Below are 19,676 nucleotides of genomic sequence, written 5' to 3'. Positions count from 1 at the left end.
TGAGCGGGAAGGCTCAGTGGGTCTCGGGGCGGAGGACCTTGGTCCGGAGGACCGACTCGTTCAGGTTCATCTGGCGGTCGAGCTCCTTGACGACCGCAGGCTCGGCCTGCAGGTCGATGACCGAGTAGATGCCCTCAGGCTTCTTCTTGATCTCGTACGAGAGACGACGACGGCCCCAGGTGTCGACCTTCTCGACCTTTCCGTTGCCCTCACGGACGACGGAGAGGAAGTTCTCGATCAGGGGGGCGACAGCGCGCTCCTCCAGATCGGGGTCGAGGATGACCATCACCTCGTAGTGACGCATGTGGAACCCACCTCCTTTGGACTCAACGGCCACGGTCGTTCCGTGGCAGGAGGGTTGTGATGCGTACGCAACGGTATCGGCAGCCACTGACAATCGGGGGTCCCCGATGGGGATCCCTGTCATGGCCTAGGCAGACAACGGTGCAGACGGTACAGACTACCTGCACACCCGCTTCCGGTTGAAATCCGGTGGCGGTGACCGTCAATCTGTACACATCGGGTGTGTATGGCGCTACGATGCGCCGCCTTCCGCAGGAGGTGCCCCATGGCACAGACATTGCGACCCAACATCGCCGGCTCCCTGTTCGCCACCGACGACAAGCCCCATCCAGTGCAGGACACCCTGCTGGCCGTGACGCTTGTACTCGGGGCGGTCTCGTTCATCACGGCGATGTTCCACCATCTGCATCTGCTCAGTTCCTGGACGGGCTTGGTGGGAATCCTGACCGGCGCGTACGGGCAGTTCATCTCGGAGACGACCCGTGAGCGCTTCGGCCTGATCGTGGGTCTCGGTGCCTCGGCCGTCGGCTTCTTCCTCGGCATGGCCCACGGGGGTCTCTTCGGCGGCGTCATCGGCTGACATCGCACCCTCGGTCGCACGGTCGGCAGACCGATCCATGCTGTCCGTCGTCTCACATCGGACCAAGCGGCCGAATAACACCACCTGACGTCCTGACCGCGTGATGGCCGGGCTCCAGGTTCCATACAGCCATTCGGGGCGCCCGCAGGGCGCAGTAGGCTTCGGCGCGAGAGCCGGAGCCCCTGTACCCATGGGGACACACCAGCCCGAGGAGCGCCCTGAATGAGCCTGACCCTGAGGACGATCAGCCGTGAGCAGCATCTGGCATACATCCAGAGCCTGCCCTCGGCTAGCCACATGCAGGTCCCGGCCTGGGCCGACGTCAAGGCCGAGTGGCGCTCCGAGAGCCTCGGGTGGTTCGATGACAAGACCGGCGAGATGGTCGGCGCCGGCCTGGTGCTGTACCGCCAGCTGCCCAAGATCAAGCGCTACCTCGCCTATCTGCCCGAGGGCCCGGTCATCAACTGGTTCGCGCCGAATCTCACCGACTGGCTGGAGCCGATGCTCGCGCATCTCAAGCACCAGGGCGCCTTCTCGGTGAAGATGGGCCCGCCGGTGATCATCCGGCGCTGGGAGGCCACCTCCATCAAGGCGGGCATCCAGAACCCGGACGTGAAGCGCCTGCGCGACATCGAGGCCGACTTCATCGAGCCGCGGGCCTTCGAGGTCGCCGACAAGCTGCGCCGTATGGGTTGGCAGCAGGGGGAGGACGGCGGGGCCGGCTTCGGTGACGTGCAGCCGCGCTACGTCTACCAGGTGCCGCTCGCCAACCGATCCCTGGAAGAAGTCCACAAGAACTTCAACCAGTTGTGGCGCCGCAACATCAAGAAGGCCGAAAAGGCCGGCGTCGAGGTCGTCCAGGGCGGCTACCACGACCTGGAGGAGTGGCAGCGGCTGTACGAGATCACGGCCGTGCGCGACCGGTTCCGGCCCCGCCCGTTGTCGTACTTCCAGCGCATGTGGACGGCCCTCAACACCGAGGACCCCAACCGCATGCGCCTCTACTTCGCCCGGCACAACGGCGTGAACCTGTCTGCGGCGACCATGCTCGTCGTCGGCGGACACGTCTGGTACTCCTACGGAGCCTCGGACAACATCGGCCGTGAGGTCCGGCCCTCGAACGCGATGCAATGGCGCATGCTGCGCGACGCCTACGCTCTCGGCGCGACCGTCTACGACCTGCGAGGCATCTCCGACTCGCTGGACGAGACGGATCACCTCTTCGGCCTGATCCAGTTCAAGGTGGGCACGGGCGGCCAGGCCGCCGAATACCTCGGCGAGTGGGACTTCCCGCTGAACAAGCTGCTCCACAAGGCGCTCGACATCTACATGTCGCGCCGCTGACGCCCCCGTTTTTGCTTCCATACCTCTGATACACCGCAGCCACGAGAAAGGTTCCGGGACCGTCCATGGCGCTCACGCTGTACGTCGACACCGCGCGCTGGCGGGCACACCACAAGCACGTTCAGGAGCAGTTCCCGGGACTCGTCCCCGTCTGCAAGGGCAACGGCTACGGCTTCGGGCACGAGAAGCTGGCGGAAGAGGCCACGCGTCTCGGGTCGGACATCCTTGCCGTCGGTACCACGTACGAGGCCGCCCGGATCAAGGACTGGTTCAGCGGTGACCTGCTGGTGCTGACGCCTTACCGGCGCGCTGAGGAGCCCGTCCCCCTGCCCGACCGCGTCATTCGCTCCGTCTCGTCGGTCGACGGCGTGTACGGCCTCGTGGGCGCCCGAGTCGTCATCGAGGTCATGTCCTCGATGAAGCGGCACGGGGTGAGCGAGCAGGAGCTGCCCCAGCTCCACGCGGCCATAGAGAATGTGCGCCTGGAGGGCTTCGCCATCCACCTGCCCCTGGACCGCACCGACGGCTCGGACGCCGTCGAGGAGGTCATCGGCTGGATGGACCGGTTGCGCGCGGCCCGCCTGCCGCTGCACACCATGTTCGTCAGCCACCTCAAGTCCGAGGACCTCATCCGCCTCCAGCAGCAGTTCCCGCAGACCCGCTTCCGGGCCCGCATCGGCACACGGTTGTGGCTGGGCGACCACGAGGCGACCGAGTACCGCGGCGCCGTGCTGGACGTCACCCGCGTCGCCAAGGGCGACCGCTTCGGCTACCGGCAACAGAAGGCGGCCTCCGACGGCTTCCTGGTGGTCGTGGCAGGCGGTACGTCGCACGGAGTGGGCTTGGAGGCCCCAAAGGCACTGCACGGCGTCATGCCGCGCGCCAAGGGCGTCGCCCGAGCGGGCCTCGCCACGGTCAACCGGAACCTTTCTCCGTTCGTCTGGGGCGGCAAGCAGCGCTGGTTCGCCGAGCCGCCGCACATGCAGGTGTCGATCCTCTTCGTGCCGTCGGACGCCCCGGAGCCGAAGGTCGGCGAGGAACTGGTGGCTCATCTGCGGCACACCACCACGCAGTTCGACCGGATCGTCGACCGCTGAGCCCTTGCCCGGACGGCGCAGGAGCCGGGCGCCGAACGGATCAGCCCGCTGGGACGAATGTGGAGGGCCGGACACGAGATCTCGTGTCCGGCCCTCCACATTCGTCCCAGCGTCGCCTCTCTCGCCCTGTTCGCTCAGAGCGAACTGCCTCCCGGGCCACGGCTGCCCCATTCCACCTGAGGCCCTTCGAAGGGCATCGCGTGTCTCGGGGGGTGGGCTGCCGCACCGTACACATGGACATCCTCCGCACCGTCGAGCACTCCGCCGGAGGGATCGTCGTCACCAGCCCTGCGGACCACGTCCCGCTCGGGCAGGAAGATGTCGCACACGACGACGACGCACAGGTAGAGCGTGCCCAACAGGTGGGCCATGATGGCGAGTTGGTAGCCCTCGGCGGGCAGGCCCTTGTGAGCGTCTCCGCTGGTCGTGTACGCGAGGTACATCCAGATCCCCAGGAAGTACGCCACCTCGCAGGCCTGCCAGATCAGGAAGTCCCGCCAGCGGGGCCGGGCCAGGGCGGCGAGCGGGACCAGCCAGAGGACGTACTGCGGCGAGTAGACCTTGTTGGTGAGGATGAAGGCCGCGACGATCAGGAAGGCGAGCTGAGCGAAGCGTGGGCGGCGCGGGGCGGTGAGCGTGAGCGCGACGAGACCGACGCAGACGAGCACCATCGAGACCATCGCGTACGCGTTCGCCGTCTCGGCGGTGATCTGGATGTTCACCCGTTGCGAGATGACGAGAAAGAAGGAACCGAAGTCCACACCGCGCTCCTGGCTGAAGCGGTAGAACTTCGACCACCCCTCGGGCGCCAGCAACATCACCGGAAGGTTCACCGCGAGCCAGGCCCCCACAGCACCGAGCAGAGCGGTCGCGAACGCGCGCCACTTGCCCGCTCGCCAGCACAACACGAAGAGCGGTCCGAGTACCAGGAACGGGTAGAACTTGGCGGCCGTGGCGAGCCCGACCAGCACGCCGAAGGCGAGGGGCCGCCGACGTGACCACATCAGCATCGCGGCGGCCAGCAGAGCCACCGCGAGGAGGTCCCAGTTGATGGTGGCGGTCAGTGCGAAAGCGGGCGCCAGGGCCACCAGAAGGCCGTCCCACGGACGCCGGCGGTGAATGCGCGCGCAGCAGACCGCGATGACCGCGGCACACACCATCAGCATCCCGGCGTTGACCATCCAGTACCACTGCTCCTGGTCCTGGATGGTGCCGCTGCCCGGGGTGAGCCACGCGGCGACCTCCATGAACACACCGGTCAGTACCGGGTACTCCAGGTACTCCATGTCGCCGGGGATCTTGTCGAAGTACGGCACGAGTCCGTCCGCGAAGCCACGGCCCTGGTAGAGATGCGGGATGTCCGAGTAGCAGGCGTGCGTGTACTGGGAGCTGGCTCCGAAGAACCAGGCACCGTCGTAGCAGGGCAACTTCTGCACCATGCCCAGCGCGAACATGCCGATGGCCACCAGTGCGACGACCCGTACCGGCGTCCACCAGGACGTGCCGAGCAGTGCCCGGCGCCCGATGGGGCCGCCGATCAGCTCACTGCCGGTCAAAGCGACCTCGTCCTCCCTGGTGGGCCGCACCGGCTCTGGCTCGTCCGTGCTCACTCGCGTCGTCTCTGCACTGGGCATGCCGCACATCCTGCCGTACGCGTCTAGGAATACGCCGAGGACCATCGCATCCCGTCGTATTCGGCGGCCTGTGTTTCACGTGAAACATAGGTCGCACCCTGATCGGGTCTCGCGCGCATACGGCGAGGGCCACCGCACCGGATCGGTGCGGTGGCCCATGTTTCACGTGAAACATCCTGCCGGGGAGGGCGCTACCCGTCGTTGCCTCCGAAGAGGCCCCCGTTCTGGTTGCCTCTCGAATCGTCCTCCGACTCCGACGGTGTCGCAGTCACCCCGCCGTCGATTCCCCCGGTGTCCGTGCCGCCCGTCTCGGTACCGCCAGGCTCCTCGCAGGTGGGGTTGAACGGGTTGCGGCAGGTCTCGCTGGGCGTCGGCGAAGGCAGGATCTCACTCTCGGTCGGCGTCGGGCTCGGCTCGGGCGACTCCTCCTCCGACTCGGTCACCGTCGGGGTCGGCGTCGGCTCCGGGTCGTCGTTGACGATCACACCGATCGGCTCCGGCTCCGGGAAGTCCTCCGCCGGCTGGCCCTTGAGCGCGTCCTCCATGTAGTCGTGCCAGATCTCGGCCGGGAACGAGGCACCGTGGATCGTCTCCTGGCCACCCGTGCCGTACATCTCCAGGAACGTGCGGTTCTTGTTCGACTCGTCGTCGTCCATGCGGTACATGCTGATCGCCGTCGACAACTGCGGGGTGTACCCGACGAACCAGGCTGACTTGTTGCCGTCGGTGGTGCCGGTCTTGCCCGCGACCTCACGACCGTCCAGCTGAGCCGACGTGCCGGTTCCCTCCTCGACGACAGTCTTGAGGACGTCGGTCACGTTGTCAGCGACCTTCGATGTGAAGGCACGCTTGGATTCCGCAATGTCCTCATGGTCGAACCTGGTCAGCCCCTCGTACTCGACAGTCTTCACCGAGAACGGTTCGTTCTGCTTACCACTGGCGGCGAAGGTCGCGTACGAACCCGCCATGCGGATCGCACTCGGGTCGGAGATACCGATCGAGAAGGACGGGAAGCTCGTGCCGGTCAGGCTGCCCTCCTTGAGGCCCGCCTCCATGGCCGCCTCCTTCACGCGCTCGAGGCCGACATCCATACCCAGCTGCACGTAGGGGGAGTTCGCCGAGACCCGCATCGCCTCACGGAGATCGATCTGATATTTCGGCGGGCTGCCGTACGACTCGTCGCCATCGTTGGCCTGCAGCCACTCCTTCCCCTCTTCGTTGGTCCAGATGTCGCCGTTGTAGTCCCTGATCTTGAGGTTGTTCTTCCCGCTGTAGAGGCTCTTCGGCGAGACGATGGTGCGTTCGTCCTGCGCCTGGTCGGGGTCGAGGTCGGGGTCACGTTTGCCCCAGGTCATGGCCGCCGCCAGGACATAAGGCTTGAACACCGAGCCGACCTGCGCTCCGGTGACGTCGGCGTTGTTGGTGAAGTGCTTGGTGGCGTCCTCGCCCCCGTAGATCGCCTCGATGGCTCCCGACTTCGGGTTCACCGACGCGCCGCCGAACTGCACATGGGTGTCGGTCTTCGGGCGCAGGTCGGGCTTGATGTTCTCCTTACGGACCTTCGTCACGGCCTTCTCGAGTTCCTTGACCTTCTTCTTGTCGAAGGTCGTGTGGATCTCGTAGCCGCCCTGCTCGAGCTGCTTCTGCGTGATGTTGGTGTTGTTGAGGATGTAACCCTTGGCCGTGTCGACCAGGTAACCGATTTGGCCGCCCAGCTGCGCGTTGGAGCGCGGACGCTGGATCTTGGGGAAGTTGGGGTACTTGGCCTTCTCGGCCTGGGACAGGTGCTTGTCCTTGACCATCTCGTTGAGGATCCAACCCCAACGTTCCGTGGCCCGCTTGGTGTTCGCCTCCGACGTGGCGGCCGGGTCGATCGCGGTCGCCCCTGCCGGGTCGTAGTACGTCGCGCCCTTGAGAACCGCGGCGAGGAAGGCGCACTCGCTTGGGTTGAGCTTCTCCGCGCTCTTGTCGAAGTAGGTGCGGGCGGCCGCCTGGAGACCATAGGCGCCACGGCCGAAGTAGGCGGTGTTCAGGTAGCCGCGCATGATCTCGTCCTTGTCGACGGAGGCGCCCACCTTCACCGAGATGAAGAGTTCCTTCACCTTCCGGGACAGCGTCTGCGACTGGTCGTCGAGCATGGCGTTCTTCACGTACTGCTGGGTGATGGTCGAGCCGCCCTGCGTCTGACCGCCCTTGGCCATGTTGACGACGGCGCGGGCGATTCCCATCGGGTCGACGCCGCTGTCGGTCTCGAACGTCTTGTTCTCGGCCGACATGACGGCGTAGCGCATCGCCTTGGGGATCTTCTCGTACGCGATGATCTGACGGTTGACCTCACCACCCGTCGCGACCATCTGCGAGCCGTCCGACCAGTAGTAGACGTTGTTCTGCGCTGTCGCGGCCTGAGCGGGGTCGGGTACGGCCACAACCGCGTACCCGATGCCGGCCGCCGCCACGAGGCAGCCGAAGAACCCGATGAACAGCCCTGTCACCTGGCGCCACGAAGGCACCCACCGCATCGCCCCGTACTTACCGGCGCGCGGATAGTCGATGAAGCGCTTTTTGCCGGGCGGGGCGGCGCGTCCTCGGCCACGACCCGGCCCGCGCCCTGCGGGCTCAGCCGCTCTACGACGGCTGCCGCCCGGACCGGCGCCGGTACTTCTCTGCGCCGCACGTCGAGTCGCTGCGCGTCCCTCGTACGGGGACTCCTCACCTCCCGCAGCGTATGTATCGGAAAGTGACCCGCTGGCGCCCCGCGGTGCCGCGCGGCGGCCGGAGGAAGCCGACTGGCCGCGTCGGGCCGCGGCACGTCCGCCTCCCTGCGGCTGCGGCGGTTTGCGACGGTGCTCGCTCATCGAACGACTACTCCTCGGGCAGGCGCACCCGTGCGCGCCTGGAAACGGCGGCTGGTTTCCGGTCCCCCCGAAGTACGGATGCGGTCGTGTTGGCATTCATCCGTACCGCACCCAGGACGACGACGTGCTCAAACGTCACTCGGTTCCCAGTGGTGTGCATGCCGCACAGACTACGCACCGCCAAAACCCACTGAGCACCGAACTTCACCCCAAAACAGGCAACTTGCTTCCTACTAATCGGTGATGTGACCCCGTTCACCGGATCCCCACTTGTCGCAGCCGTAGGGGCGTTCTATCGTCTTGATGTATCGAGTCGATACATCAGCTCGGCATACATCGTGTCGGCAGGTCAGCGGGAGACGGGAGGCGACGATGAGCCGGCGCTCCGGAATACTCGAGTTCGCCGTCCTCGGTCTGCTCCGCGAAGCCCCGATGCACGGCTATGAGCTGCGCAAACGACTCAACACGTCGTTGGGTGTGTTCCGGGCGTTCAGCTACGGGACGCTCTACCCCTGCCTCAAGACGCTGGTCGCCAACGGCTGGTTGATCGAGGAGTCGGGTGGTACCCCGGAGGACGCTGCCGCCGCCCCGCTCTCGGGTCGCCGCGCCAAGATCGTCTACCGGTTGACGGCGGAAGGTAAGGAGCACTTCGAGGAGCTGCTCTCGCAGACGGGTCCCGACGCTTACGAGGATGAGCACTTCGCCGCTCGCTTCGCGTTCTTCGGGCAGACCTCCCGGGATGTGCGTATGCGCGTCCTGGAGGGCCGTCGCAGCCGTTTGGAGGAACGGCTGGACAAAATGCGCGTCTCTCTGACACGCACCCGCGAGCGCCTCGACGACTACACGCTTGAGCTCCAGCGCCACGGGATGGAGTCCGTGGAGCGCGAAGTGCGCTGGCTGAACGAGCTCATCGAGAGCGAGCGGGCAGGCCGGGACCTGAAGGGCCCCGCCCAAGGAGATCCCGCTCGCGACACCACAGAGGGAGCGCCGGGCGCCCTGCCCCGGTCCGGGGACGCCCCCGGACCGGATGCGCCCGGCGACACCACCACGTGAGGTCCCTGCCAGGACCTCACTCGTACACACAGGGAGCAACCGGAATGGGTTCGGTTCGCGTAGCCGTCGTCGGTGTGGGCAACTGCGCCGCGTCGCTGGTGCAGGGAGTCGAGTACTACAAGGACGCCGACCCGGCGTCCAGGGTGCCGGGTCTCATGCACGTGCGGTTCGGTGAGTACCACGTCAGTGACGTGGAGTTCGTCGCCGCCTTCGACGTCGACGCCAAAAAGGTCGGTCTGGACCTCGCGGACGCCATCGGCGCCTCCGAGAACAACACGATCAAGATCTGTGACGTGCCGAGCACCGGTGTGACCGTGCAACGCGGCCACACGCTGGACGGCCTCGGCAAGTACTACCGCGAGACCATCGAGGAGTCTTCCGAGGCTCCGGTCGACGTGGTCCAGATCCTCAAGGACAGGCAGGTCGACGTCCTCGTCTGCTACCTGCCCGTCGGTTCCGAGGACGCGGCAAAGTTCTACGCCCAGTGCGCCATCGACGCCAAGGTCGCCTTCGTCAACGCCCTTCCGGTCTTCATCGCCGGCACCAAGGAGTGGGCGGACAAGTTCACCGAGGCGGGCGTCCCGATCATCGGTGACGACATCAAGTCGCAGGTGGGCGCCACCATCACGCACCGCGTCATGGCGAAGCTGTTCGAGGACCGCGGTGTGATCCTCGACCGCACGATGCAGCTGAACGTCGGCGGCAACATGGACTTCAAGAACATGTTGGAGCGTGACCGCCTGGAGTCCAAGAAGATCTCCAAGACTCAGGCCGTCACCTCCCAGATCCCTGACCGGGAGCTCGGCGAGAAGAACGTCCACATCGGCCCGTCGGACTACGTCGCCTGGCTCGACGACCGCAAGTGGGCGTACGTCCGTCTCGAGGGCCGTGCCTTCGGTGACGTCCCGCTGAACCTGGAGTACAAGCTGGAGGTCTGGGACTCCCCGAACTCCGCCGGTGTCATCATCGACGCGCTGCGCGCCGCGAAGATCGCCAAGGACCGTGGCATCGGCGGCCCGATCCTGTCGGCGTCGTCGTACTTCATGAAGTCCCCGCCGGTGCAGTACTTCGACGACCAGGCCCGTGAGAACGTCGAGAAGTTCATCAAGGGCGAGGTCGAGCGCTGATCAGGCGTTCGTGACGGGCTGTTGAGGGTCCCCGGGTCAGGTGCCCGGGGACCCTCCGCATATGTGAGGCTGTGCCCCATGTCCGTCGTGCGCGACCTGCGCGTCCTGCTCCGTTTCCGGGACTTCCGGCATTTGCTGGCTGTACGGCTGCTGTCCCAGGGAGCCGACGGCGTCTACCAGGTCGCGTTGGCCGCGTACGTCGTCTTCTCGCCCGAGAAGCAGACGTCGGCAGCCGCGATCGCCTCCGCGATGGCGGTCCTCCTCCTTCCGTACTCCCTCGTCGGCCCCTTCGCCGGAGTCCTGCTCGACCGCTGGCGACGCCGCCAGGTCCTGCTCTACGGCAACCTCCTCCGCGCCGTGCTGGCTTCGGTGACAGCCGTCCTGGTCCTGAGCCACGTACCCGACTGGCTCTTCTACGTCTCCGCCCTCTGCGTCACAGCGGTCAACCGCTTCGTCCTGGCCGGCCTCTCCGCCGCTCTGCCGCGTGTGGTCGACGCCGACCGCCTGGTGGTCGCCAACTCGCTGTCCCCGACAGCCGGAACGCTCGCCGCGACCGCCGGCGGCGGACTCGCCTTCGCCGTGCGGCTGGTGGCATCGGATTCCGACGCCGCAGTGGTTCTCCTCGGCGCGGGCCTCTACCTCTGCGCGGCTCTGGCCTCTCTACGTATCGCCCGGGAGCTGCTCGGCCCGGATCCCGAGCTGGTCCAGCCCCGACTGGGGGCGGCCGTCGCCGGCACCGCACGGGGTCTGGTCTCGGGTGTACGACATCTCACCGAGCCAAAACGGCGGGCCGCTGCCTGGGCGCTGGCCTCGATGACGCTGATGCGCTTCTGCTACGGCGCCCTGACCGTCATGGTGCTCATGCTCTGCCGCTATGCCTGGTCGTCCGACAGCGCTGGAGGGTCCGCATCCGACGAGGGGCTGGCCCTCCTCGGTCTCGCTGTGGGCATCTCGGGAGCGGGATTCTTCACGGCGGCGGTGATCACACCCTGGGCCGCGGGGAGGCTGGGCCCCGGCCTCTGGATCGTGACCTGCTCCGCGGCCGCCGCCGTGCTGGAACCGGCGCTCGGCTTGCCCTTCACGGAAGTGCCCATATTGATCGCGGCGTTCGTCCTGGGCCTGGTCACACAGGGAGCGAAGATCGCGACGGACACGATCGTCCAGTCCTCCGTCGAGGACGGATACCGGGGCCGGATCTTCTCCCTTTACGACGTCCTGTTCAACATCGCCTTCGTAGGCGCCGCTGCCGTGGCCGCGCTGATGCTCCCGCCGGACGGCCGCTCCACCGCTCTGGTGATCACCGTGGCGGTGATCTATGGAGTGATCGCTGCGGCCATGGCCCGCTTCGGCTTGGCGCGGCAGCACTGAAACAGAGAGCGATGTTTCACGTGAAACATCGCTCTCTGTTTCACGTGAAACATCGCACCGCGCTGATGCGGATCGAAGACGACTACCGACCCGCCGTCAGGAAACCTGGGAGGCCTGAGCCCACCACTCCTTGAGCGCTGTCACGGCCTCGTCGTGTTCCATCGGCCCGTGCTCCAGACGCAGCTCCAGCAGGAACTTGTACGCCTGCCCGATCACCGGGCCGGGACCGACGCCCAGGATCTCCATGATCTGGTTGCCGTCGAGATCCGGGCGGATGGCGTCCAGTTCCTCCTGCTCCTGGAGCTGGGCGATGCGCTCCTCAAGGCCGTCGTACGCCCGGGAGAGAGCATTCGCCTTGCGTTTGTTCCGCGTGGTGCAGTCGGAGCGGGTCAGTTTGTGGAGGCGGTCGAGCAGCGGGCCCGCGTCGCGCACGTAGCGGCGGACAGCGGAGTCCGTCCACTCGCCGGTGCCGTACCCGTGGAAGCGCAGGTGGAGTTCCACCAGCCGCGAGACGTCCCTGATGTAGTCGTTGGAGTACTTGAGGGCTGTCATGCGCTTCTTGGTCATCTTGGCGCCCACGACCTCGTGGTGGTGGAAGGAGACCCGGCCGTCGCTCTCGAAACGACGGGTGCGGGGCTTGCCGATGTCGTGCAGCAGCGCGGCGAGCCTCAGCGTGAGGTCCGGTCCGCTCTCCTCGAGCGCGATCGCCTGCTCCAGGACGATCAACGTGTGGTCGTAGACATCCTTGTGCCGATGATGCTCGTCACGTTCCAGTCGCAACGCCGGCAGCTCGGGCAGGACGTACTCGGCGAGGCCGGTGTCGACCAGCAGGGTCAGGCCCTCACGAGGGTGAGCGGAAAGGATCAGCTTGTTCAGCTCGTCCCGCACCCGCTCCGCCGAGACGATCTCGAGGCGACCGGCCATGTCGGTCATCGCCGAGACGACCTCGGGGGCCACCTCGAAGTCCAGCTGGGCGGCGAACCGTGCGGCCCTCATCATGCGCAGCGGGTCGTCGGAGAAAGACGCCTCAGGTGTGCCAGGGGTCCGCAGTACGCGCGCCGAGAGGTCCTCCAGCCCGCCGTGCGGGTCGATGAACTCCTTCTCAGGGAGGGCCACCGCCATCGCGTTCACAGTGAAGTCACGGCGTACGAGATCGTCCTCGATCGAGTCGCCGTACGAGACCTCAGGCTTGCGCGAGGTCCGGTCGTACGCCTCGGAACGGTAGGTCGTGACCTCGATCTGGTAGCCGTCCTTCTGAGCGCCCACCGTGCCGAACGCGATCCCGACCTCCCAGACGGCGTCAGCCCAGGGGCGCACGATCCTCAGCACGTCCTCGGGGCGGGCGTCCGTCGTGAAGTCCAGGTCGTTGCCGAGCCGACCGAGCAGCGCGTCCCTGACCGAACCGCCGACCAGGGCGAGCGAGAACCCTGCCTCTTGGAAACGGCGGGCAAGGTCGTCGGCGACAGGGGACACCCGCAGCAGTTCACTCACCGCGCGGCGCTGCACCCGGCTCAGGGCACTGATGTCTTCGTTGGCGTTCGGCACAACTGAAAAGGGTACGGGGCGCCGGTGGCCGCGGTCGCCTCCATTGAACGTGCACAAGGACTTCGCGCAGATGGCCCCCTCACCCACCCCTTTGATACGTGCACATACGGGGACAGCCCGGCCTCGTCGCTCGATCTTGTGGAGCGGACCGCGGCACTTCCCCTCAGCGCACATCGTTACCATGCGTGGACGCACATTCCGACGACCACTGACGACGACGAGGGACGGGCGAGCGCGTGGCCGAGGCGGCAGACTTCCCAGGGACGAGTCCCTCACCTGCCCGCCGGTGGCTGCTGCGCACCGGAGCCCTCGTCGCTGGGGCCCCCCTGTTGGCAGGCCTGTTCCAGCTGTCCGCGACCCCGGCCGCGCAGGCGGCCCCGAAGGCCTCCCTGGCCGAGGCCACGGGATCGAACACCGTCGAGGTCTCCCTCGACTCGCTCAGCCCCAGCGTGCCCACCGACGGCGACACTGTCACCGTCTCGGGCACGGTCACGAACAAGGGCAAGCAGACCGTCACGGACGCCCATGTGGGCCTGCGTGTGGCCCCGGCCGCCGTGACGGGCCGCTCGTCGATCGACGAAGCGGCCAAACGCTCCGGCTTCGAGCAGTACGCCGACGGGCCGGAGGTCGGCGGCAAGTACGTGGAGAAGTTCTCCGCGCTCGCCTCCGGGGTCGCCCAGCCGTTCACCATCTCGGTACCCGTCAAGGAACTGGATCTCGGCTCGGACGGTGTCTATCAGCTGGGGGTCTCCCTCTCGGGCAGGACCGCCGCCGCTCAGTACGACCAGGTCCTCGGCATCCAGCGCACGTTCCTGCCGTGGCAGCCCGAGGAGTCGGACGCCAAGACGAAGACGACGTACCTCTGGCCTCTGATCTCCCACACCCATCTGACGGCCGAGACCGGCCCCGGCGAGCAGCAGACGCCCGTCTTCCTCAACGAGGATCTGGCCAAGGAGATCTCCGCGGGTGGACGTCTGGAGCAGATGCTGACTCTCGGCAAGGATCTGGACGTCACCTGGGTGATCGATCCGGACCTGCTGGCATCGGTCGTCGCCATGACGGACGGCTACCAGGTCCGCAGCGGGGGCACGACCGTCGCGGGCCGGAATCAGGCCGTAGCCAAGGAGTGGCTGGCGCAGCTGGAAACGGCGGTTCAGGGCGAGGAGGTGATCGCTCTGCCCTTCGCCGACCCCGACCTCGCTGCGCTGGCCCACAACGGCAAGACGATCACCGGCTCCCTCAGCCGTCTGAAAGACGCCACCGATGTGGCCTCCGACACGGTCCAGAACATCCTCCGGGTCGAGCCGGAGACGGACTTCGCCTGGCCCGTGAACGGTGCCGTCGACCCGTCGATCGTCAAGGTCGCCATCTCGGCGGGCGCCGACAAGGTGATCGCCCGCAGCGACAGCCTGCAGGAGAGCAGCAGCCTGTCCTACACACCCAGCGCGGCCCGGCCCATCGGCGGCGGCACCACGGCAGTGGTGGCGGACGCCCGGTTGTCGACGGCCTTCCAGGGCGACATGACGAAGGCCGAGAGTTCCACGCTGGCGGTACAGCGGTTCCTCGCCCAGAGCCTGACCACGGAACTCCAGAACAGCAAGCAGCGCAGCATCGTGATCGCTCCGCAGCGCATGCCGTCGGCCAGCCAGGCACAGACGATGGCGCAGGCTCTCACCGCGCTCCAGGGTGGAAACTGGTCACAGCCTCAGGAACTCTCGGCTGCCGCTGCCGCGAAGCCCGATCCGAGCGCCAACACCAAGATCCCGTCTGCCTCGGCCTACCCCTCGTCGCTGCGGAAGCAGGCGCTGCCGAAGTCGGCTTTCGAGGAGATCCAGACCACGCAGGCCGACCTCGACCGCTTCAAGGTGATCCTCTCCGACCAGTCCCGAGTGGTCACGCCCTTCGGCAGGACCATGGACCGGGAGATGTCCACCTCCTGGCGTGGCCGTTCCATGGACGCGGCGGTCTACCGCAACGGCGTCCAGACGTACCTCAACTCACTCACCGAGCAGGTGCGGTTGATCGAGAAGTCCGAGACGAAGCTCTCGGGCCGCAGCGCGACGATCCCCGTGACCGTGCAGAACAACCTCGTGCAGGGTGTCGACAACCTGACGCTGCGCCTCACGTCCAATGCACCGACGCGTCTGAAGATCGATGACGACGACTTCGCCGAGAAGTCCGTCGACATCTCCGGCGGGCACAGTGAGTCGGTGAAGTTCACCACCAACGCCGAGGCCAACGGGCCGGTCACCGTCGTCGCCCAGCTCTACACGGCGGACGGCGAGAAATATGGTGACGAGGTCAGATTCACGGTGAACGTCACCGAGATCACCGCGACGGTGATGCTGGTCATCGCCGGTGGCGTCCTGCTCCTCGTCCTCGCCGGATTCCGGATGTACACCCAGCGCAAGCGCGCCGCCGCCCGTCTGGAGACAGAGGGAGCCCCGACGGACCACGAGGCGTCGGAGAGCGCCCGGAGGGACGGCGACGCGAACACCGAGGCGGTCTCAGTCGTACACACTGCCGAGGAGAAGCCCCCGGTGAAGTCCGGGGCAGATGAGCCGGAGCACCCGAGTGACCCGGCACCGGACACCGCTCCGGAAAGCGCCGACCCGTCCGGCACGGGTGAGAGAGTGGACCGTTGAGCGATTGTCGTGGCCGGTTGGCCCGGAAACGATGAGGTGGGGTAACCATGAACGCGCCGTACGACGGTGACCGCGGCCAAGGCGCGGCGGACTCGGGATATCCCGAGGGCCCGCAGCCCGGGCCGGGCCAGGTGCCGCCGCAGCCCCCCGCGGACATGTATCTCCAGGACGCCTACGACCAGGACCCCTACCGCGCACAGGATCTCGCCGCGCAGGACCCGGTGGCCGAGGCGCTCTACGACCGAGCCGCCCACCCGCCGCCGACCCCGGGCACCTACCAGCCGCAGCAGCCGCTCTACGCGCAACCGTCGGCGCCGCAGTACGCGCCTGACCCTCGTGTGTGGGCCCAGACGCCGGCGCCCGAGCCCGAGGGGCCGACCCGGCATCTGCCGTACGGCGACGACGCCCGTACCACCCAGTTCGTCGGCGTGGACGACCTGGTGACGCAGGCCGGTGAAGAGCGCCACGAGCCTGACGCCTTCGCCCATCTCTTCCGCGACCAGCAGCAGGGCGGCTCCCCTGTGGGGCAGCCGTCCGTTCCCGGTCCGGCCCCGGCCCCGAGCCCCGGGGCGGGCCGTCCGGACCGCGAGGAGCCCGCACCTGTTCCCACGCCCGCACCCGCCGCGAAGAAGGGCGGGCGGGCCTCGGGCCTGCTGAAGTCGAGCGCCGTCATGGCGGCGGGCACCATGGTCTCGCGCCTCACGGGGTTCATCCGTTCGGCGATGATCGTCTCGGCGTTGGGCCTCGCACTGCTGGGTGAGTCCTTCCAGGTCGCCTATCAGCTACCGACGATGATCTACATTCTGACCGTCGGCGGTGGCCTCAACTCCGTCTTTGTGCCGCAGCTCGTCCGTGCCATGAAGGACGACGAGGACGGCGGAGAGGCGTATGCCAACAGGCTGTTGACCCTGGTCATGGTGATCCTGGGCCTCCTCACCGCGCTCGCCATGTTCGCCGCACCCCTTCTCGTCCGCGCTCTGTCGACGCCTCTTGCCTCCGACGCCCAGGCCAATGACGTCGCTGTCACCTTCACCCGCTATTTCCTGCCCTCGATCTTCTTCATGGGCATCCATGTGGTGATGGGGCAGATCCTCAACGCCCGCGGCCGGTTCGGCGCGATGATGTGGACACCGGTCCTCAACAACATCGTCATCATCGTCACCCTCGGCGCGTTCCTCTGGGTCTACGGCAGCGCGGCGGACTCCGGCATGACGGTCGAGAACATCCCGCCGGAGGGCGAACGGCTGCTGGGTATCGGCATCCTCCTGGGACTCGTGGTCCAGGCCCTCGCGATGATTCCGTATCTGCGGGAGACCGGCTTCCGGATGCGGCTGCGGTTCGATTGGAAGGGGCATGGTCTCGGCAAGGCCGCAATGCTCGCCAAGTGGACCATCCTGTTCGTCCTCGCCAACCAGGCAGGCGCCCTTGTCGTCACCCAGTTGGCGACCGCGGCGGTCACGGAAACCAAGATCGCCGGCACCGGTTTCAGCGCCTACGCCAACGCACAGCTCATCTGGGGCCTGCCGCAGGCCATCATCACCGTCTCGCTCATGGCCGCCCTCCTGCCCCGCATCTCGCGCTCGGCAGCCGAGAACGACGCCGGCGCCGTGCGTGACGACATCTCACAAGGTCTGCGCACCACGGCCGTCGCGATCGTGCCGATCGCCTTCGGCTTCGTCTCGCTGGGCATCCCGATGTGCACGCTGATCTTCGGTTCGTCCGGCACCGGCGCGGCGACGAACATGGGCTTCATGCTGATGGCCTTCGGGCTGGGCCTGATCCCGTACTCCGTGCAGTACGTCGTCCTTCGCGCCTTCTACGCGTACGAGGACACCCGGACGCCCTTCTACAACACGGTCATCGTGGCGGCCGTCAACGCGAGCGCCTCGGCGATCTGCTTCTTCGTGATCCCGGCCCGCTGGGCCGTGGTCGGCATGGCGGCCTCGTACGGTCTGGCGTACATGATCGGCGTCGGCGTGGCCTGGCGGCGCCTCAAGAAGCGGCTGGGCGGGGACCTGGACGGCTCCAGGGTCATGCGCACGTACGCGCGACTGTCCATCGCCTCGTTGCCCGCGGCGCTGCTCAGTGGTGCGGCCTGCTACGGCATCAGCCGGTCCCTGGGACAGGGCGTCGGTGGTTCGATGCTCGCGCTCGTCGGGGGAGGAATCGTTCTGCTCGGTGTCTTCTACGTCGCCGCACGACGCATGCGCATCGAAGAGCTCAACTCGATGGTCGGTATGGTCCGGGGACGGCTGGGGCGCTGAGGCTGGGGTACGCGCACAACCATCGTCCGCCGACGCGTGTCGCTCATAGCGGCGGACTGTGGGCACAATTGGCTTTGGCGTCTTGGAACGCTCAACGGATGGGGAGGCAGGAACGACGGTGGCGGAACGGAGCACGGCTGCCGTCGACGTGGCAGACAACAGCGGCGACGAGCCGCTGACCGCACAAGCGGACCAGTCCACGGCCGACGGGGAGGCCCAGAACCGGGAGCGGGACACGGAAAGCTCGGCGAGCGAAGAGGCACAGGGGAGCGGTACCGAAGGCCCTTCGAAGACGACACCGCCCGAACTGCACAGCGGTCACAAGCTCGCCAGGCGCTACCGCCTCGAGGAGTGCGTCACCCGTCTGGACGGTTTCAGCAGTTGGCGTGCCGTGGACGAGAAACTCCGCCGCGCGGTCGGGGTGCACGTGCTGCCCGCCGACCACGCGCGAGCTCGTTCCGTGCTGGCGGCGGCCCGCTCCTCGGCGTTGCTCGGTGATCCCCGCTTCGTCCAGGTGCTGGACGCGGTCGAGGAGAACGACCTCGTGTACGTGGTGCACGAATGGCTGCCCGACGCCACGGAACTGACGACCCTGCTGGCCTCGGGTCCCCTGGAACCGCATGACGCGTACCAGATGGTCACGCAGATCTCCCACGCCATGGCGGCCGCGCACCGGGAGGGCCTCTCGCACCTGCGGCTCAACCCGAGTGCGGTGCTGCGCTCCGCCGCCGGCCAGTGGCGCATTCGCGGTCTCGCGGTGAACGCCGCGCTGCGCGGCATCGCCTCGGACACCCCACAGCGCACGGACACCGAGGCGATCGGTGCGCTGCTGTATGCGGCGCTCACCCAGCGGTGGCCGTACGAGAACGACGCACACGGCCTCGCCGGCCTTCCCAAGGGCGTCGGTCTCATCGCGCCCGACCAAGTCCGTGCAGGCGTCCACCGAGGGCTGTCGGAGCTGTCCATGCGGGCGCTCGTCAACGACGGTGCCACCGCCTCCCGCCATGAGTCTCCGTGCACGACGCCGGAGGAACTGGTGAAGGCGATCGGTGAGATGCCCCGCATCCGCCCGCCGGAGCCCGCGTTCACCGCGCCGCCCGACTACCAGCACACGACGTACCAGCAGGGCACGTACGGCCGTCAGTCCCCCCACGCCGGTATCACGCAGCCCCTGCAGCCGCCGCCTGCCCCCCTGCAGAGCCGGACCGGCAAGGCCCTCAAGTGGGCCGTCTCGGCCCTGCTGATCGCCGCCCTCGGTCTTGGCAGCTGGCAGCTGGCCGAAGCGCTGATGAAGCGCGGAGGCCAGTCCAGCGAGCCGGACACGAGCCAGCAGACCGACGGCAACGACAAGGGCACCGACAAGGCCAAGCCCGTCACGACGCTCAGCATCAAGGACGCCGCGGAGTACTACCCGGACGGGAAGCCCCAACACGCGGACGACGCGGATCTGACGTATGACAACAGTTCGTCGACGTACTGGAGGACCTACTCCTACAACGACGGACCCACGCTGGCGCCGTTCAAGCAGGGCGTCGGCATCGTCTACGACTTGGGATCGGCCCAGGAGGTGTCTGCTGCCTCGATAGGGCTGTACTACTCCGGGGACCACACGACGGCCACGCTGTACGCGGCCGACTCCTTGTCCTCGTCCGCCCCCCTCAGCTCCATGTCGAAGATCGCCACGAGCAGGACCAACGGCACGGACCTGAAGATCTCCGCCAAGAAGCCGGTGAAGACCCGGTACGTTCTCGTCTGGCTCACCGATGTGCCCAGGGGCGCGGGGGACCAGTTCAGCGGAGCCGGATACAAGCAGGCGATCACCGACGTGAAGTTCATGGGCTGAGAGCTCACCGAGGAGGGG

At 67.2% G+C, this 19,676-nt stretch carries 13 protein-coding genes; 9 read left to right on the top strand and 4 right to left on the bottom strand.

Annotation, left to right across the window (positions count from 1 at the left end; translation table 11 throughout):
• Positions 1-13: 13 nt before the first annotated feature.
• Positions 14-304 (bottom strand): 30S ribosomal protein S6, encoded by a 291-nt coding sequence (gene rpsF, locus RM704_RS10890; RefSeq protein ID WP_005482942.1) that lies wholly within the window; start codon positions 302-304, stop codon positions 14-16.
• A 264-nt stretch (positions 305-568) separates the two neighbouring features.
• Between rpsF and RM704_RS10885 the strand changes: the two genes are divergently transcribed.
• The 3 genes from RM704_RS10885 to RM704_RS10875 all read left to right on the top strand — a co-directional run bounded on the left by RM704_RS10885 (position 569) and on the right by RM704_RS10875 (position 3,324).
• Complete coding sequence (locus RM704_RS10885) at positions 569-883, top strand: hypothetical protein (RefSeq protein WP_005482944.1); 315 nt, start codon at positions 569-571, stop codon at positions 881-883.
• A 222-nt stretch (positions 884-1,105) separates the two neighbouring features.
• Entirely contained in the window at positions 1,106-2,227 is a 1,122-nt protein-coding gene (gene femX, locus RM704_RS10880; RefSeq protein ID WP_033530671.1) for a peptidoglycan bridge formation glycyltransferase FemX, read from the top strand.
• A gap of 65 nt (positions 2,228-2,292) precedes the next feature.
• Positions 2,293-3,324 (top strand): alanine racemase, encoded by a 1,032-nt coding sequence (locus tag RM704_RS10875; protein ID WP_033530670.1) that lies wholly within the window; start codon positions 2,293-2,295, stop codon positions 3,322-3,324.
• Positions 3,325-3,458: 134 nt separating this feature from the next.
• Here the strand turns inward: RM704_RS10875 and RM704_RS10870 are convergent, their stop codons facing one another.
• Both RM704_RS10870 and RM704_RS10865 read right to left on the bottom strand, forming a co-directional pair.
• Positions 3,459-4,958 carry a glycosyltransferase family 87 protein gene (locus RM704_RS10870; RefSeq protein ID WP_033530669.1) on the bottom strand — a complete coding sequence of 500 codons (1,500 nt, stop codon included), beginning with the start codon at positions 4,956-4,958 and terminating at the stop codon, positions 3,459-3,461.
• A 191-nt stretch (positions 4,959-5,149) separates the two neighbouring features.
• A complete protein-coding gene (locus tag RM704_RS10865; protein ID WP_192829797.1) occupies positions 5,150-7,813 on the bottom strand; it encodes a transglycosylase domain-containing protein in 2,664 nt (887 codons plus the stop codon).
• A gap of 372 nt (positions 7,814-8,185) precedes the next feature.
• Here RM704_RS10865 and RM704_RS10860 point away from each other — a divergent pair, with 372 nt between their 5' ends.
• The 3 genes from RM704_RS10860 to RM704_RS10850 all read left to right on the top strand — a co-directional run bounded on the left by RM704_RS10860 (position 8,186) and on the right by RM704_RS10850 (position 11,361).
• On the top strand, positions 8,186-8,866 hold the full coding sequence (locus RM704_RS10860) for a PadR family transcriptional regulator (protein WP_033530667.1): 681 nt from the start codon (positions 8,186-8,188) through the stop codon (positions 8,864-8,866).
• Between the two features lie 44 nt (positions 8,867-8,910).
• Positions 8,911-9,993 carry an inositol-3-phosphate synthase gene (locus RM704_RS10855; RefSeq protein WP_033530666.1) on the top strand — a complete coding sequence of 361 codons (1,083 nt, stop codon included), beginning with the start codon at positions 8,911-8,913 and terminating at the stop codon, positions 9,991-9,993.
• A 78-nt stretch (positions 9,994-10,071) separates the two neighbouring features.
• The gene (locus RM704_RS10850) at positions 10,072-11,361 is read left to right on the top strand and encodes an MFS transporter (RefSeq protein WP_033530665.1); all 1,290 of its coding nucleotides are present in this window, start codon (positions 10,072-10,074) and stop codon (positions 11,359-11,361) included.
• 96 nt (positions 11,362-11,457) lie between these two features.
• Here the strand turns inward: RM704_RS10850 and RM704_RS10845 are convergent, their stop codons facing one another.
• Complete coding sequence (locus RM704_RS10845) at positions 11,458-12,906, bottom strand: CCA tRNA nucleotidyltransferase (RefSeq protein ID WP_033530664.1); 1,449 nt, start codon at positions 12,904-12,906, stop codon at positions 11,458-11,460.
• 236 nt (positions 12,907-13,142) lie between these two features.
• On the opposite strand from RM704_RS10845, the gene RM704_RS10840 reads away from it, so the two are divergent.
• The 3 genes from RM704_RS10840 (at position 13,143) to RM704_RS10830 (ending at position 19,658) form a co-directional block, all read left to right on the top strand.
• Complete coding sequence (locus tag RM704_RS10840) at positions 13,143-15,551, top strand: DUF6049 family protein (RefSeq protein ID WP_033530663.1); 2,409 nt, start codon at positions 13,143-13,145, stop codon at positions 15,549-15,551.
• A 47-nt stretch (positions 15,552-15,598) separates the two neighbouring features.
• Positions 15,599-17,815, top strand: coding sequence for a murein biosynthesis integral membrane protein MurJ (gene murJ, locus RM704_RS10835; protein WP_033530662.1), 2,217 nt, complete (start codon positions 15,599-15,601; stop codon positions 17,813-17,815).
• Between the two features lie 118 nt (positions 17,816-17,933).
• Positions 17,934-19,658 carry a protein kinase family protein gene (locus tag RM704_RS10830; RefSeq protein ID WP_033530661.1) on the top strand — a complete coding sequence of 575 codons (1,725 nt, stop codon included), beginning with the start codon at positions 17,934-17,936 and terminating at the stop codon, positions 19,656-19,658.
• Positions 19,659-19,676: the final 18 nt, after the last annotated feature.

Origin of the sequence: Streptomyces gottesmaniae, assembly GCF_031845845.1 — a bacterium.
Taxonomy (GTDB): Bacteria; Actinomycetota; Actinomycetes; order Streptomycetales; family Streptomycetaceae; genus Streptomyces; species Streptomyces akebiae.
Note: the sequence above shows the minus strand (reverse complement) of the source record. Positions and strands in the feature narration are given on the sequence as shown.